The following is a 14796-nucleotide window of genomic DNA, read 5'->3' as shown; positions in this document are numbered from 1 at the left end:
GATGTGCGATGTGCTGTCTATATTGAGGAGGATGCCATGCCACGGTTCATGATCGAACGCAGTTTTGCGGAACAACTCGAGGTCACGAGCGACAGCGCAGCCAGTGTGAAGCGAATCAACGACGAGGAAGGCGTCGAGTGGCTCTTTTCGTTTCTCAGCGCCGACAAGAAAAAGACTTATTGCCTGTACGAGGCGCCCAATGCGGAGGCCATCCGCGCCGCAGCACGCCGGGCAAATCTGCCGGCTGATGTGATCATCGAGGTAAGCGACTTGCGGCCGGAAATGTTCAGCTAGATATCGCGGGGCAGGGTTTGTGATCTCAGGGCTGAGTCGATGCAATGATGGAATTGCTGACCACGCCTTCGGACAGCGTTGTGATCAGCGATCGACGCGTTGACGACTGCGCGGCAGTAGGTCAATCCGTTATGACTGTGAGAACTCTACGCCATGTCGCCAGTTCCCCCGCGGGTATGTGCACGACCGTTGCTCCTCGAAAGCGGTTCTTATCCGACGTCGGGTTGATAGACCGGAACGGGTCGAGACACGACAACAACGTGGCGCTGACGTCGTCGAGACGCGACAAGAACCCGGTGCTGACGGTGTTCGTGCGCAGGCAGGGCGGCCAGTGGATGCCTTGCTACTGCATCGCAGGTGACTTGCGACGAGACGCGAGGGAAGTGTACGGGGGCGACATGCGCGATGATATCGAGCAGGGGCTGGATGGACATGCCTCTGCGACAGAAGGCGTCGATATGCGCCTGCTTGCCACGCTCCTCCACATCCGCTTCCACCAGCGATGTATAGGCAATGATCGGCGTGTTCCCGAAACGGCTGGACCCGCGCATCGCTGAAGCCACAGAAAAACCATCGCACGTTTGAATAAAGCAACCGCCATGCCCCTAGGTTTTTCAACCGTCCGTCGTTGGACCGCTGTAGAGGTTGTTAAATATCCAGTCTGCGTCGAGACGCGCCATTTCTTCTGTAGCGAACGCTCCGGAACATTTTCCGACCAGGTTGGTCGTCCAGTCTTCTGCCCTGGATAGGAAGGCTGCCCTGACTCAGCCGCCGGACTGACGTTCCAGTTTGATCTCGAACGTTTGAGGTATTTCTCGCCTCCTGCTCCCACTCAGACGGCCCTTATTTTTCGCGGCATCTTTTTTGCGCTGAGATATTTGCTTGCGATCCGCAGGCGCATCAGGAGCATTGCCATGAATGAAGATCAGGTGAAGGGCGTCGGGGAAAAGCTGAAGGGAAAGATTAACGAGGGAGTCGGGAAAATAACGGACGATCCCGGCCAAGAGGCGAAGGGCGACGCGCAGCAAATAGCTGGCGAGGCAAGAAAGCAAGTCGGCAACGCCGAAGAGGACGCGAAAGACGCAGCGGATGAGGCGGTGGACCGTGATCCCGGTTCCGTCGCACCGTAGTCTATCTGATTCATGAATTGAGGGAAGCCCTGAAGGCTCGGGAGACAGCCATGAAATGCATCTCAGCTCTTGTATGCGTCCTCCTCGTAGCGGCAAGCACGAGCGCGTTCGCGCAAACAACGCAGAACGCTCCGTCACCAACGACTCAGAGCGGCGGAACGAAGAATCAAACGGCCGGCAGCCCGTCTACCGGGGCGAGCACCTCAGGCAGCCCGACACTCATGCAGCAACGAGAAAAGGGAATGTCTCCAGATACCGCTTCAGGTGGGGACGCAAATGGCAAGACGACCGGCAAGATAAAACAGTGAGCTGCATGCCCGTCCGTCGGACGGGCTAATAACCTTGATAGCTGCCTCGGTGCGCGTCCGCGACAAGCGCGCCCGGCTCTGCGAGCCGCGTGGTGATTCTCTCAGCGTGAAAGTCCACATCTGACCAGCTTATGGAGCAGTTGCTTACCTCGCGGCGTTCGGGGACAGACCGCCGTGTTTTGAACTATGTCCAGCGGCAACGACAGCTAATGCTTTACAACGCTAGAAAGTTACAACGCTAGAAAGCCGCGCAGTTCGTCAGCGCTTCTGCCCCGAAAGGCGACATCTATTGGCTTAGGGACGCGATATTCTTTGCTTAACTCCACACGAGGTGTCGAGTTAATCAAAATGTATCCTAACGACAGCTATCACGGTGAGCGGCACGGTGCAGTGGCACGGCGGCGCATCGCTCGCACTGAATTCCCCACACGACGTGACGATCGCCCCTGGCGCAGCCATCCGAAACAACGGCGGCGGCAATCTCACCGTTCGCGCCGATGCAGTTGGCCTCAACAACGGCGGTGGAATCGACAATCGCGGCACGATCGACTGGTCCGGAAGCACCGGCATCGTGAGCCTGCTCTATGACATGAGCGGGACCTATTCGGCAGGAACTTTACTCATCAATCGATGCTGGACCGCGGCTCCTTTTAGCGCACTGGTCACTCAGGTCACGGCATACAAGCTGGTGAACAGGGCGGCGGACCTCGTGAAGATTTCACAGGATTTGGAAGGCAACTATGCGCTTGGGAAGGACATCGACCTTTAGGCGGCACAGAGCATGCCAGTCAGCCCGATCTCCCCGAGTGACACGACATGGTTCGCGGGTCAGTTCGACGGCTTCGGTCATGTCGTTAGCAATCTAAACATCTTTGTGCCGGACTACCCGGGACCCCCGGTAAGCCCGGTGTATGCTGGGCTGTTCGGCGTTATCGGAGTCACGGGCGTCGTGCGCAATCTCGGGGTGGCGAACGCTCGCGTGGCCCAACGGCAATTTCGCCATATACGGTGCGCTCGCCGGTCGTAACGATGGCCGGGTCGCATATACCTGGTCCACCGGTGAGATAGGCTCGGGCGTGGCCTTCGCAGGGGTTTCGGGAGGCGGCCTGGTCGGATGGAACAAAGGCACGATCGAGCGCTTGTGGAGCGGCGCATCGGTGAGCGGAACTGCGGGCGGATATGGCGGTCTCGTTAGCTCAAACGCTGGCTTCATCGTGCAGTCCTTCGCGACCGGCCCGGTCGACGCCGTGGGCTCACATGTCTCAGGCGGTGGACTTGTCGCTGGCAACGGTGGCGTGATCCGTCAGTCTTATGCCACGGGCCCTGTAAATGCCCTGGTTGGCGACGGCGCACTCGTGCTTTCCAACACTGCCGCGGGCGTCATCGACGAGTCTTTTACTGTGGGAAAAGCGGGGCAGCAAGCGTCGCTCGATACCTACGGCGCGATCGCGACGATCAATTCAGGCACGATCGAAAGCAACGTCTACTGGAATAGGGAAACGACAAATCATCTGAACGCGGTCAGATACGATTACGGCGGCACGGCGCCGCCTGCGACGAATGGACTAGCCACTGCGCAGATGAGCAATCAGGCGAGCTTCGTGTCGTGGAGCTTCGAGCCTGCGGGCGTCTGGGCGATGCCGGCGGGCGCGACGTATCCCGTTTTGCGATGGCAACTGACCGCGCACTGATAGCCCTTTTGCAGCCTGTATGGCGGGCCTACGGCCGACCCCGAAATCTCCGCCGATTCGGTGACCGTTTCACGTCGGGAGGGGACCCGGGCGTGACGATGCCGAGCTGAGGAGGAGGCTCGGGATGGGCCGACCTCGTCGGCGGCAGGCGGCCATGAAGGGTCGCGCATATTGTCGTTCAGACGTTCAGGCGTCGATTCCAAGCCGAAACCGACGCTCAGTTATCGGCATCGTTGGCGCGGACTGATGTCCGGGACGTTCCCATCAACGGCAAAAGTTACCGCTTGAAAGACCAGGACTGCACCGATCCCGCGACCGCGTGACGGCCTTCGCCACGGTGAGTTTCGGACTGTCCGTTTTAGACGAATTCACGCCGCTGCCAACACTAGTCACTGGGGTCGAATTAACCCGGCCCATCTTAGTCAACTGCCGAGGCGGATATCGCGCTATCCTGTAATCATCGCGTGGCCAGTTGGGACCCTAAATTGGAACACGAAAAACACGAGCCTATTACGCTCCGCATCTACCGCGCACCTTCTGGACGGTGGGCGGGCTGTCTGCTTGTCGGCGAGGCGGACATTGGCTCTTTCGACGGATACGACAGCCCCGATCAAGTGGAGGAGGCTGCGCGGGAAACGGGCGTGTACCCGGACCGCGTGGAGGTGTATTAGTCGTGTCTGTCGAACTGCATCGTCACAAACAAAGAGGCCCACCGAGGGTGGGCTGAAAACTTCAATAAAGGACCGTACGTCAGCCTGACTCATGAGCCGGCGCACGCATTCCACGGTACGCGCTGTGGCGAGGAAAGCAAGCGATGTAGTTGCTAATAGGTAGAGCCCGTAAGGGCGAAATTTTCGGAACTATTGCGGGTAACAAGTTTTGGCAAACACCATGCTCCACTAGGTATCTGTGCTCTGTGTGTTACGGGCCAGGTCTACAAAAAACTTTCCCCGCGTCGGGTTGCCTTTTCATTTGCGTAGTTCAGCGTGCGCGCAAATCGCTACCGCTCATTGGACTAATGGAAGGTAGGGATTAGCTCACCATGAATACGTACTATCTGGTCCAATACTCGTATGGCCTCATATAGCTCGTGTTCGATATACTCTGGCTTTCTACCTGCATCTAGTGAATCGGCTATAGCGTCGATTACCGGTTTCGTTATATTGGGTGAAACTTTCGCTAGCTTGTGATGCAGATTCGTACAACGTTGAAACAGCATCCAGTACTCGTATCGGTCTGATACGAACAGAGACAGCCCCTCGTGTTGCTCTTTCGGGATTGCGAGCGAGTCGGCGATATCTTTAACGTCCTTACCCTTAGACGCCATATCGTCTATCACGGCTGCTAGGTCCTCACTTATAGCATTCAGGAAAGTCTCAATAGTTTGCTTCATTTCAAATCCCGGTTAAGTTAGACGCGCGTCCTTAACTTAATAAGACACTCGGCCGTAGAAGGACGGTGGAAAGGGCCACACTAGTCCTTGTCCGCTAATCGTTGCGAATTACCAACAGATGCGCTAGTTATAGCTGTATTCGGCCTGAAAAGATAGATAGTCCGGGGCAGCCGTAAAAACAATTCGTTTCGGCCATGACACCGACGCGCTGCCCTCAGCATAACTGCCAATATCAAATAAGACTGTTGCAACAGGCCAAGGGTGGCAAAAGCGACAAATATCTAGGATCTAAACCAATTCAGCCACTCTACCGTAGATAGACGATTTTGGATCGTGTGCGAAACGCGTACTTTGTTGCGCCTTAATGCCACCGTTCGGCCGTCAGCGTCTATCCTCGTTTGGATTACGCTTCCTGCCGCCGAACGCGAGCGACGCGCCATCCGTGGTCAGCCATACATTTGGCCGGCGTGCAGGCGAGCTAAACCGTTGACTCATTCCACGAATATCGTCCGCGCTTCCAGTGGCTCAATTTTTGGCGGCGTAAGCATTTATACCATCGCCAGCTGACGGCACCGCACATTCGTGCGGACACACGAACCTTCGCAGCCCCTGACGCGACGCTCGTCGCGCACACATTCCGCGGCCCTTTTTTGCGATCGACAGAGACTCACCAAAGCATAGGCTACCGTCACTGCCATCACCAAGCTCAAACGCGGTCCCCAACGAGGGTGCTGGGCGCCGCCTTGGTGCAAGCCATTCAGGATAAACGGGAAAGCTGTTCTCATCTGCTTGCGCCCCAACGCGGGCCGCAGGACAACCTCCACCACGGCCGGATCACAACTGATACGCCCAACGGTTGTGGGAACCGATTGGACTCGCGGCCAAACAACGAAATAAAAGGAGTTCGCTCAGCGGAAAGGGTCTACAGTGAGCAGACCGTCCTCACACTGAGGACGGTCTTTCAGAGGTAGTTATGCGATTAGATATCAAGAATGCAATTGCCCTCGCGGAAAATGAGACTGCTTACAGCCGGGATCGTCGGGCGAAGCTTCTCATTCTCAAAACTGAGGACGCTAGGAGAGCAGAGCGGAGGAGTATCAGTTTTTCACATATCGATTCAACCGTAAGCAAGTGGCGATTTCCTGCTAAACCGTAAAAAAGCTGATCTTGGCGCTTCGTTTTCCCATTCCGCACCGAAGTTGCGATGGCGCCAGGCATCTTTCTGAGGCTATGCCCATCCACGAAAGTCATGTTCGAGGTCAATCTTTCATGCACCGAGTGATCGCGTATCGCGGTTTCGAAATTTGCGTCGAATTGATTCCGGCTGCTGAAGATGTGTTTGACGTGACTTTTCAGATCAAAGGCGGCACTAACCTCGAAGTCCTCGGCGCGCGGGGAAGCCGCATACCGCTGCGCAACGGCCCGTTCACCGAGCGATGGGCCTACCTGGTTGCCGAGATCGCCGGACAAGCCGCGATCGACGTGTTGCTTGGCCCAACCGAGTGATCCAAGGACGTCGGTATTCGCGAATGCGGATAGCGTCCGGCTGTGTTCGGGCCAGGAAGCGCCGTTCACGCCGCGCCGCGTATGGACACTCAATCGTCCGTAGGACGCTGGAAATGGCCGTAGCGACAAGCCGGGGGCACGTCAGCCCGCCGTCTTTGCCGACGGCCGTTGCTCCAGCCCCTCGCCTCCGAGCATCGTCGCAGCCAACGTCATCCAACTCAGCAGACTCGGCAGGCTCGGCAGGCTCGGGCCGCGGCACGTTGTCGGTCTGGACGCTCACCGTAATCGGCAAGCGTCGCAAGCAGCGCACGCTGCCCCGCGCTGTGCGCGCATTGGCAAAACCGGCGCGCGTTTAATGCGTCCGACGCGCAGGAGCCGCTGATCGCGCCGCAGTGGATGCCGGGCACACGCGCCAAGCCCGAGCGGCGCGGTGCCCCTCGTTAAACCTGGACGGTTGATCGCGTGCCTCGGTCTACACCGTGCCGACCGTTACCACTGGAGCGAGCTCGATATCCGCTTTGCGCGTGACATGGCCGAGCGTACATGGTCGGCCGTCGAAGCCGCGCGAGCTCAGGCCGAGCGTGCCGAACGCGACCGCAGCCGCTATATCTTTGACACCATCGCCGAAGGCTTCATGCTGATGGACCGCCACTGGAAAGTCATGTACATCAACGCGGAAGGGCTGCGCATTGCGCTGGTTCACGCCGGCAGTCAGCGAGCTGCTTCCGTTGAGGGCATCGGACACTGGGCGGCGCATCACGGACCTCGTGCCGGCATTCGCCGACAATGCGTTTTACGCCGATATTGCCGCTGTCATCAAGACCGGCGATCCGCGCGAAGCAGAAGTTCGCCATATGGACGGAAGGTGGCTCTTGCGAAAAGTATGGCCGCACGCTTCGAAAGATGCGGGGGCTTGTGGTGCAGCAATCAACTTCACCGATATTTCGGCGCACAAACTTGCCGAGCACCTGCGCCGTGAGATCGAAAAGCAGAGAGGCTTTCTGCTGGAGATGAGCGACCTATTGCGCACGCTCACTGGTAAGAAGGAACTTCAACAGGAAAGCGTCAAGCGGCTCCGACTGTTCTTCGATTGCGCATTGGTCTTCTATCAGGAGGCTGGCTCGAACGAGATTGCGCAGTGCGTGGTCGAAAATCGCCGGGAAATCGGTTCCGCTTTGGCAGTGCCTTTCGGAGGAGCCTTGTTGGCCAGTGTGCTTGTGAATCGGCTCGGAGTGGCCGATCTTAACATCGCAGACACTCGAACGTCGGCAGATGACCAACTTGAATGGGCTGAGCTTCGAACCGGGGGCGCAATCCGGTCGGTTCTCGGCGTGTCGCTCAGGCGAGACGGCGACGCCCTCGCTACGTTATGCCTCTGCGACACGTCCGCAAGACTAAGGTCCGAGGAAAGTGCGATTCTCTTGCAGGATCCGGCTGAGCGGATATGGGACGCCACGACGCGTGCACGAGCGGAATCTGCCCGCGGCGGGAGCGGCAACTCGCTTCGTCGTAGCGAGGCGTGATCATCGGCGCACAGGCAGCCGTTCCTTAGCGCCCTGAGGGCCTTGAGCGGCGTCGCCAATCGTCAGCACCTTGAAGATGTACGTCCGCCCCACGGATAACAGGAATAGACTGGATGTAATCCATTCCAATGTGCGCTGGCAGGGGGCGTAAGTGAGCAACAATGACGTTTTAATTGCCATCCAGCGCTTCGACACTGCCGCAGGGAACATGCTGGTCTTCGACCGCGCGTCGATTAGCTCGCTTGTCGGTTTGCTCCGTGCGGCACAAGAGCTAGAGATGGACGATCGATTGGAGCACGACCTCATCGTCGTTAGCTCCTTATTGACCATGGGGCAGCATCGCCGGGCGTTTGAACGCCTCAAACGTTCGGTGGTCGACACTTATTTCCGAACGCTGAGCGTCTATACACGCCTCATCCCCGAGTGGCGGCGGGATCCGTTACTACGCGGCGTCGGCATTGGACCGGTCGAATGTTGACCGGTCCGCACGCGCACAGTCATCTCCATTCGTCGACGAGGAGATTGTCGGGGAAACGCTCGATCTTCCCGGCGCTCATCGGGTGCCGTGGAACAAGGGGAGGCCAAGCGCGGCCAGAAGCCTCGGCTGCAGCTCGGCGAGTGGCCGGTGTTCTCCAGTGATCCGCCCCTGCCGTCGCAGGGCGGCGGCTGTCGCTAAGGGTCGGCTAAGGCCGATCGCATCGGGCGGCACGCGGCCAGTTCCAGGTCCTCCGCACTTGCTGTGCGCGGACGCTCGAATGTCCGGTTCGTTCAGATAGCGACCTCTTGCCTCTGACTAGCGATTGAACGCCGCGTGCACCGGCCCCAACGGGGCAGTCATGAGTTGAGCGTGCGAAGCTGGCATGTTCAATCTCATGCGACGTCCACCACGATTTTTCCGCGTGCGGTGGCGTTCGTGATGGCATCGTAGGCGAGTTCCGCGGATTGCAGATCGAACCGGCGGGGATCGAGATTCGGCGTGAGCTTGCCGGCTTCGATCATCTGTGTGGCCTCGCGCAGCATCGCTCCATGATGCGCGCGATGCGTGCCGGTCAGGAGCGGATAGAGGGTAAAGACTCCCGAGTACGTCGCTTCTCGAAACGATAGGGGAGCCAGCGCATGCGTGCCCCAGCCCAAGGCGCTGACGACATGGCCAAAATGCTTGACCGCGGCGAACGACGCGTCGAGCGAAGGGCCGCCGACGGTGTCGACAACAACGTCGAAGCCTGCGTTCTGCGTCAACGAAGCGACATACTGCTGAACCGATTGCGACCGGTAGTCGATGGGCGTAGCGCCAAGACTCGCAACGAGATCGTGGTCACGGGAACTCGCTGTTGCGAAGACCTGGGCGCCAAGCGCGCGCGCCAGTTGCACGGAGACGTGCCCGACACCGCCCGCTCCGCCTTGCACAAGCACAGTTTGGCCCGCTTTCAGATGAGCTCGGTCGACAATGCCGGAATAGGACGTGATGAATGCAAGGGGCAGCGCTGCGGATTCACGCATCGACAGGTTGGCCGGCTTGATCGCTAGCAAGTCCGCGTCGACCGCCGCATACTGCGCCAGCGAGCCCTGAAGACCGCCGACGCCACCCGTCATGCCATACACCTCGTCGCCGACATGGAAAGCGGTTACCCCCGGCCCAACGGCATCGACCACGCCAGCCATATCGATGCCGAGCACCAGCGGGAGGGGATGCTTCGCATGTGCTGCGCTACCGGCGCGGATCTTGGTGTCGAGCGGATTGAGGCCGCTTGCGGCAATGCGCACACGTACCTGGCCCTCTGACGGTTCGGGCATCGCGATGTCGGTTAACTCGAGCGGGCCGTTGTAGCGGTTAAGAACAAGCGCTTGCATGGTCATGGTGGGTTCCTATCGGGTTTCTTGCTCGTCGAGCCGACGAGCCAATGGCTTTATATTGGTCTATGCTTAAACGCATGTAAAACCACGTTTCCGTATATGCGCCATGCAAATTTGAATGGACCCCGCCTGGATTGGAGCGATGTGCGGATCTTTCTAGCCATTGCCCGCTGCGGCACGCTGGGGGCAGCAGCGAAGCGCGTCGGCCAGACCCAGCCGACGATGGGGCGCCGGTTGCGTGCACTTGAAGATGCGCTCGGACATGCGCTGTTCCAGCGCACGAGCGATGGCTTCGTGCTGACGGATGAGGGCGCCACGGTGCTCGCCTATGCCGAGCGAATGGAGGAGGAAGCGCTTGGTCTCACGCGTGCGCTCACCGGGAAGGAGGCTCAGTTGACAGGTCTGCTCCGCGTTTCCTCTTCGGACTGGTTTGGCGTGCACATACTCACGCCAGTGTTCGCGCGCTTTCTCGCGAAGCACCCGGCCGTCTCGCTGGAACTCGTCACAGATTCGCGCCTGTACAACCTCGCGCGCCGTGATGCGGATTTGCTGTTTCGCATTACGCCGTTTGACGAACCCGATGTGATCCAGCGCAAACTGATGCGCATCGACTACGCGTTGTATGGGCACGTCGATCTCGTTCCGCCGGCGCGCGGTGAAGGTGACGGCTATAAGCTGATCAGTATGGACAGCGAGTTCGGCTCCCTGCCCGACGTTGAGTGGGTCACGCGCATGTTGCCCCGGGCCCGGATCGTCTTCGGCAGCAATAATCGTGGAGTACAGGCGCGCATGTGCGCCGAAGGTTCTGGCTTCGCAGTGCTGCCTTGTCCGCTCGGTGATGCGACGCCGGGCATCCGACGAGTCGATTTGGGCGAAGCGGCGCCAGGCCGCGATGTCTGGCTTGGCTTTCATCGCGATTTACGTCGCGTCGCACGACTGCGCGCACTTTTGGATGCAACGATCGATTCGCTAGGAAACGTCTGAGTGCGATGCTCTTCTGCGGACATGGAACCGGCTGCAGTCAAGGGCCATTGCGCCGAACGGCCGCTGCGGGCGCGACGCGCGCTTCTGTCAGTCCGTCTGCAAACGTTGGCTTTAGCGCCTTCTTCGTGCAGGGTCCCGCGATGAGAGTATGACCGATCTTCCGTCCGCGGGAGCCCACTTCAACGACCGGACAACCCTGATACCGGCCCTTGAACTTTGAAGAGTATGACCGTCAGCAGAGGGTCGTGTAGCGACGTTCGATCAATCGAATCAGCACATCCTACTGCCGCTGCTGCCGTGACCTCCCAATTCTCCAATGATGCCGACCGCGTTGGGATCACTTCATATCTTTTACGGCGAACCTCGATCGATGAGACGGCTCGAGAGAGGGTAAACACTAGCTCGGAGGAAGAGGTCCTCGCGTGGGCGAGTCGTCTGATTCTTGGTCTTCAGCAAGTCCGCACACGGCGACTGCCCGGGCTGGGCGTCGTGTTCGACCATCCTAAGCCGCTGATTTAACGGAAGATCTTTCGCCGTAAGATACGCGTGCTCGCGGTCTACCGGTTTAACGTTCGATGAACGTAGTTCAATGTTCCGTGAACTTCGACAGCTGCTTAAGCGTTTTCCCGGCCTTCGCGTCCTTGAAATTGTCAAAGTCGCTCCATATAATTGGCACTCACTGCACGAGAGTGCTAACAAGATTGCCGTCCGGCGAGATCCTTCTCAAAGGACGGGTTTTTCCCGCGTTTTCAGTCTCAATCAAGAGAGGAGTGTGTATGAACCTTCGTCCTTTGCACGATCGCGTCATCGTCAAACGTCTGGACCAGGAAACCAAGACCGCATCGGGCATCGTGATCCCTGAAGCAGCCGCTGAGAAGCCGGATCAAGGCGAAGTCCTGGCCATCGGCCCGGGCAAGCGCGATGACAAGGGCGCGCAAATCGCCCTCGACGTGAAGGTCGGCGACCGTGTTCTGTTCGGCAAGTACGCTGGCCAGACCGTCAAGGTCGACGGGCAAGAACTGCTCGTCATGCGCGAAGAAGACATCATGGCCGTTCTGGTCAAGTAAGCATCCTTCCTGCACGTTTGGCTTCGTCTGCCTGAGCCGCTCCTCCGAGCGCCGCAGCGAAGCCAGCAAACCGAATCGAATTAAGGAGTTTGGATATGGCAGCTAAAGAAGTCACTTTTGGCGATTCCGCACGCGCCAAGATGGTCGAAGGCGTGAACATCCTGGCCAACGCGGTCAAAGTCACGCTGGGTCCGAAGGGCCGCAACGTCGTGCTCGAGCGCTCTTTCGGCGGCCCGACGGTCACGAAGGACGGTGTGTCGGTTGCGAAGGAAATCGAACTGAAGGACAAGCTCCAGAACATGGGCGCGCAAATGGTCAAGGAAGTTGCTTCCAAGACCAGCGACAACGCAGGTGACGGCACCACGACCGCTACCGTGCTCGCGCAATCCATCGTTCGCGAAGGCATGAAGTACGTCGCATCGGGCATGAACCCGATGGACCTGAAGCGCGGCATCGACAAGGCCGTGGCTGCAGCAATCGAAGAACTGCGCAAGATCAGCAAGCCCTGCACGACGAACAAGGAAATCGCGCAAGTCGGCTCGATCTCGGCGAACAGCGACACGTCGATCGGCGAGCGCATCGCTGAAGCGATGGACAAGGTCGGCAAGGAAGGCGTCATCACCGTCGAAGACGGCAAGTCGCTGCAAGACGAGCTGGACGTCGTCGAAGGTATGCAATTCGACCGCGGCTACCTGTCGCCGTACTTCATCAACAACCCGGACAAGCAAGTCGCCGTCCTCGAAAACCCGTTCGTGCTGCTGCACGACAAGAAGGTTTCGAACATCCGCGATCTGCTGCCGGTTCTGGAGCAAGTCGCGAAGGCTGGCCGTCCGCTGCTGATCATCGCTGAAGACGTCGAAGGCGAAGCGCTGGCTACGCTGGTCGTCAACAACATCCGCGGCATCCTGAAGACGGTTGCTGTCAAGGCGCCGGGCTTCGGCGACCGCCGCAAGGCCATGCTGGAAGACATCGCGATCCTGACCGGCGGTCAAGTCGTCGCGGAAGAAACCGGCCTGACGCTCGAGAAGGCAACGCTGGCTGAGCTGGGCCAGGCGAAGCGCATCGAAGTCGGCAAGGAAAACACGACGATCATCGACGGCGCTGGCGAAGCCGTGAACATCGAAGCTCGCGTGAAGCAAGTGCGCAAGCAGATCGAAGAAGCGACGTCGGACTACGACCGTGAAAAGCTGCAAGAGCGCGTGGCCAAGCTGGCCGGCGGCGTTGCGGTGATCAAGGTCGGCGCTGCGACCGAAGTCGAAATGAAGGAAAAGAAGGCACGTGTCGAAGACGCACTGCACGCAACGCGCGCAGCTGTGGAAGAAGGCATCGTGGCAGGCGGCGGCGTTGCGCTGATCCGCGCTCGCAAGGCGATCGACGGCCTGAAGGGCGCGAACGCAGACCAGGACGCTGGTATCAAGATCGTCCTGCGCGCAATGGAAGAGCCGCTGCGCCAGATCGTCACGAACGGCGGCGAAGAAGCTTCGGTCGTGGTGGCAGCAGTTGCTCAAGGTACGGGCAACTACGGCTATAACGCGGCAACCGGCGAGTACGGTGACCTGGTGGAAGCCGGTGTCGTCGACCCGACGAAGGTGACGCGCACGGCGCTGCAAAACGCGGCATCGGTGGCGGGCCTCCTGCTGACGACCGACGCAGCTGTCGCCGAACTGCCGAAGGAAGATGCTCCGATGCCTGGCGGCATGCCCGGCGGCATGGGCGGCATGGGCATGGACATGTAATCTGGCGAAAGCCGATTACATCGGCGCGGGCTTCGAAAGAGGCTCGCGTCATGCCGAAAGAAGAAACCCGCAGCGATGCGGGTTTTTTTTCGTCCGGACTATTTGTTCATTTCCTCGCGCAACTTCTGCGCGGCGGCCTTGTAGTCGTACGTCGGATAGAACTCCGTCCGATATCCGCCCCATGCGGTGCTTTCGATCGCGCGGTTGACTTCGCGCAACCGGTCGGCGGGTACGCGCAACGTGACGACCTGACCGATTCCCATCATCACATACCACGACACCACTTCGACGCCCGGCGGCGGAAACTGCTTGAAGTAGCCTTGCTCCTGCAACTGCTGATTGATCTGGGGCAGCGTCTTCGATTCGTCGTGCTTGAGGAAGATGGTCAGCAGGAACGTGCCATCGCCGGCGGGCGTGGCGTTCTGAGCGTGTGCCGGCGTGGCCGTGAAAATGCAAGACGCGGCGAGCGTGGCCGCAAGCAGCTTGAGCATCTGAGGAAGCCTCCAGAAAGAACTTCAGACCTTGTGATGAATCCGCAGCCGCTCCATCAGATGCAGCGCGTTGGGCTGCGCGTGGCCCTCGGCGGTGTTGTCGAAGATGCACCAGACTTCGGCCGTCTTCTTCGCGCGGTTGTGCAGCGTGCGCGCGAGTTCGTCGAGATAGGTGTAGTCGTACGAAGACCTGTATAACTCGGGCGAGCCGTGCAGCCGCACGTACACGAGCGATGCATCCGCGCGATGCTTGATCTCGCACTCGTCGGGAATCGGGTCGGCGTCGACGTACGCAATGTGATGCGACTTCAGCAACGCCGCCGCGTGCGTCGTGAACCAGCTATGTTCGCGCGCCTCGCACGCGACCGGCAACGTCGTGCGCTCGCGCAGCGCCTTGAAAAACGCGTCGGCGATGTCGTGATCGAACGGCAGGCTCGGCGGCAATTGCACGAGCCAGCATCCGAGCTTGTCGCCGAGTTGGCCGGCCGCACGGAGAAAGTCGTCGAGCAGCGATTCGATATCGACGAGACGCGCGTCGTGCGTGATCGCCTTCGGCAGCTTGACCGAGAACCGGAATGACTCGGGCACGCTGTGCGCCCAGTTCGCGTAGGTCTGCTCGCGATGCGGCTTGTAGAAACTGGAGTTGATCTCGACGCACGTCAGAACGTGCGAGTAGCGTTCGAGATGAGTGCCTTCATGCGGAAAGCTCGCGGAGACACCGCTCGACAGGCCCCAGCCCGCGCAGCCGATGCGGATCGCGCCTTGCGGGCCGGGCTTGTGCAGATGGGGTAGTCGGTATGGCATGCGTTCGCGTCGCCT

Annotated in this window: 15 protein-coding genes; 11 read left to right on the top strand and 4 right to left on the bottom strand. The window is 59.4% G+C overall.

Features of this window, described 5'->3' with window-relative positions; translation table 11 throughout:
* The first annotated feature begins 36 nt into the window (after positions 1-36).
* The 6 genes from LDZ23_RS10995 (at position 37) to LDZ23_RS10970 (ending at position 6322) form a co-directional block, all read left to right on the top strand.
* Positions 37-294 (top strand): DUF4242 domain-containing protein, encoded by a 258-nt coding sequence (locus LDZ23_RS10995; RefSeq protein WP_244807569.1) that lies wholly within the window; start codon positions 37-39, stop codon positions 292-294.
* Between the two features lie 260 nt (positions 295-554).
* Positions 555-851: a hypothetical protein gene (locus LDZ23_RS10990; RefSeq protein ID WP_244807568.1), complete on the top strand. Its 297-nt coding sequence runs from the start codon at positions 555-557 to the stop codon at positions 849-851.
* Between the two features lie 357 nt (positions 852-1208).
* On the top strand, positions 1209-1424 hold the full coding sequence (locus tag LDZ23_RS10985; protein WP_244807567.1) for a CsbD family protein: 216 nt from the start codon (positions 1209-1211) through the stop codon (positions 1422-1424).
* 681 nt (positions 1425-2105) lie between these two features.
* Entirely contained in the window at positions 2106-2501 is a 396-nt protein-coding gene (locus LDZ23_RS10980; RefSeq protein ID WP_244807566.1) for a hypothetical protein, read from the top strand.
* A gap of 586 nt (positions 2502-3087) precedes the next feature.
* Complete coding sequence (locus LDZ23_RS10975) at positions 3088-3423, top strand: hypothetical protein (RefSeq protein WP_244807565.1); 336 nt, start codon at positions 3088-3090, stop codon at positions 3421-3423.
* Positions 3424-6085: 2662 nt separating this feature from the next.
* Positions 6086-6322: a hypothetical protein gene (locus LDZ23_RS10970; protein WP_244807564.1), complete on the top strand. Its 237-nt coding sequence runs from the start codon at positions 6086-6088 to the stop codon at positions 6320-6322.
* A gap of 472 nt (positions 6323-6794) precedes the next feature.
* On the opposite strand, the gene LDZ23_RS10965 is transcribed toward LDZ23_RS10970, so the two are convergent.
* Entirely contained in the window at positions 6795-7079 is a 285-nt protein-coding gene (locus LDZ23_RS10965; RefSeq protein ID WP_244808143.1) for a hypothetical protein, read from the bottom strand.
* On the opposite strand from LDZ23_RS10965, the gene LDZ23_RS10960 reads away from it, so the two are divergent.
* Complete coding sequence (locus LDZ23_RS10960) at positions 7012-7845, top strand: PAS domain-containing protein (protein ID WP_342346271.1); 834 nt, start codon at positions 7012-7014, stop codon at positions 7843-7845. The genes LDZ23_RS10965 and LDZ23_RS10960 overlap by 68 nt on opposite strands.
* Positions 7846-7996: 151 nt before the next feature.
* Positions 7997-8323 (top strand): hypothetical protein, encoded by a 327-nt coding sequence (locus tag LDZ23_RS10955; protein WP_244807563.1) that lies wholly within the window; start codon positions 7997-7999, stop codon positions 8321-8323.
* A gap of 392 nt (positions 8324-8715) precedes the next feature.
* Here the strand turns inward: LDZ23_RS10955 and LDZ23_RS10950 are convergent, their stop codons facing one another.
* Positions 8716-9702 (bottom strand): zinc-dependent alcohol dehydrogenase family protein, encoded by a 987-nt coding sequence (locus tag LDZ23_RS10950; protein ID WP_244807562.1) that lies wholly within the window; start codon positions 9700-9702, stop codon positions 8716-8718.
* Positions 9703-9813: 111 nt separating this feature from the next.
* Here LDZ23_RS10950 and LDZ23_RS10945 point away from each other — a divergent pair, with 111 nt between their 5' ends.
* From LDZ23_RS10945 to groL, 3 genes are all read left to right on the top strand, one after another.
* Positions 9814-10683 carry a LysR family transcriptional regulator gene (locus LDZ23_RS10945; RefSeq protein WP_244808135.1) on the top strand — a complete coding sequence of 290 codons (870 nt, stop codon included), beginning with the start codon at positions 9814-9816 and terminating at the stop codon, positions 10681-10683.
* Between the two features lie 776 nt (positions 10684-11459).
* The gene (locus LDZ23_RS10940) at positions 11460-11750 is read left to right on the top strand and encodes a co-chaperone GroES (RefSeq protein WP_006999126.1); all 291 of its coding nucleotides are present in this window, start codon (positions 11460-11462) and stop codon (positions 11748-11750) included.
* 95 nt (positions 11751-11845) lie between these two features.
* On the top strand, positions 11846-13486 hold the full coding sequence (groL, locus tag LDZ23_RS10935; RefSeq protein ID WP_008342681.1) for a chaperonin GroEL: 1641 nt from the start codon (positions 11846-11848) through the stop codon (positions 13484-13486).
* 98 nt (positions 13487-13584) lie between these two features.
* Here groL and LDZ23_RS10930 read toward each other — a convergent pair whose 3' ends face one another.
* Positions 13585-13977: a hypothetical protein gene (locus LDZ23_RS10930; protein ID WP_244807561.1), complete on the bottom strand. Its 393-nt coding sequence runs from the start codon at positions 13975-13977 to the stop codon at positions 13585-13587.
* Positions 13978-14001: 24 nt separating this feature from the next.
* A complete protein-coding gene (locus LDZ23_RS10925; protein ID WP_244807560.1) occupies positions 14002-14781 on the bottom strand; it encodes a DUF72 domain-containing protein in 780 nt (259 codons plus the stop codon).
* Between the last annotated feature and the right edge of the window lie 15 nt (positions 14782-14796).

Origin of the sequence: Caballeronia zhejiangensis (assembly GCF_022879815.1) — a bacterium.
Taxonomy (GTDB): Bacteria; Pseudomonadota; Gammaproteobacteria; order Burkholderiales; family Burkholderiaceae; genus Caballeronia; species Caballeronia zhejiangensis.
Note: the sequence above shows the minus strand (reverse complement) of the source record. Positions and strands in the feature narration are given on the sequence as shown.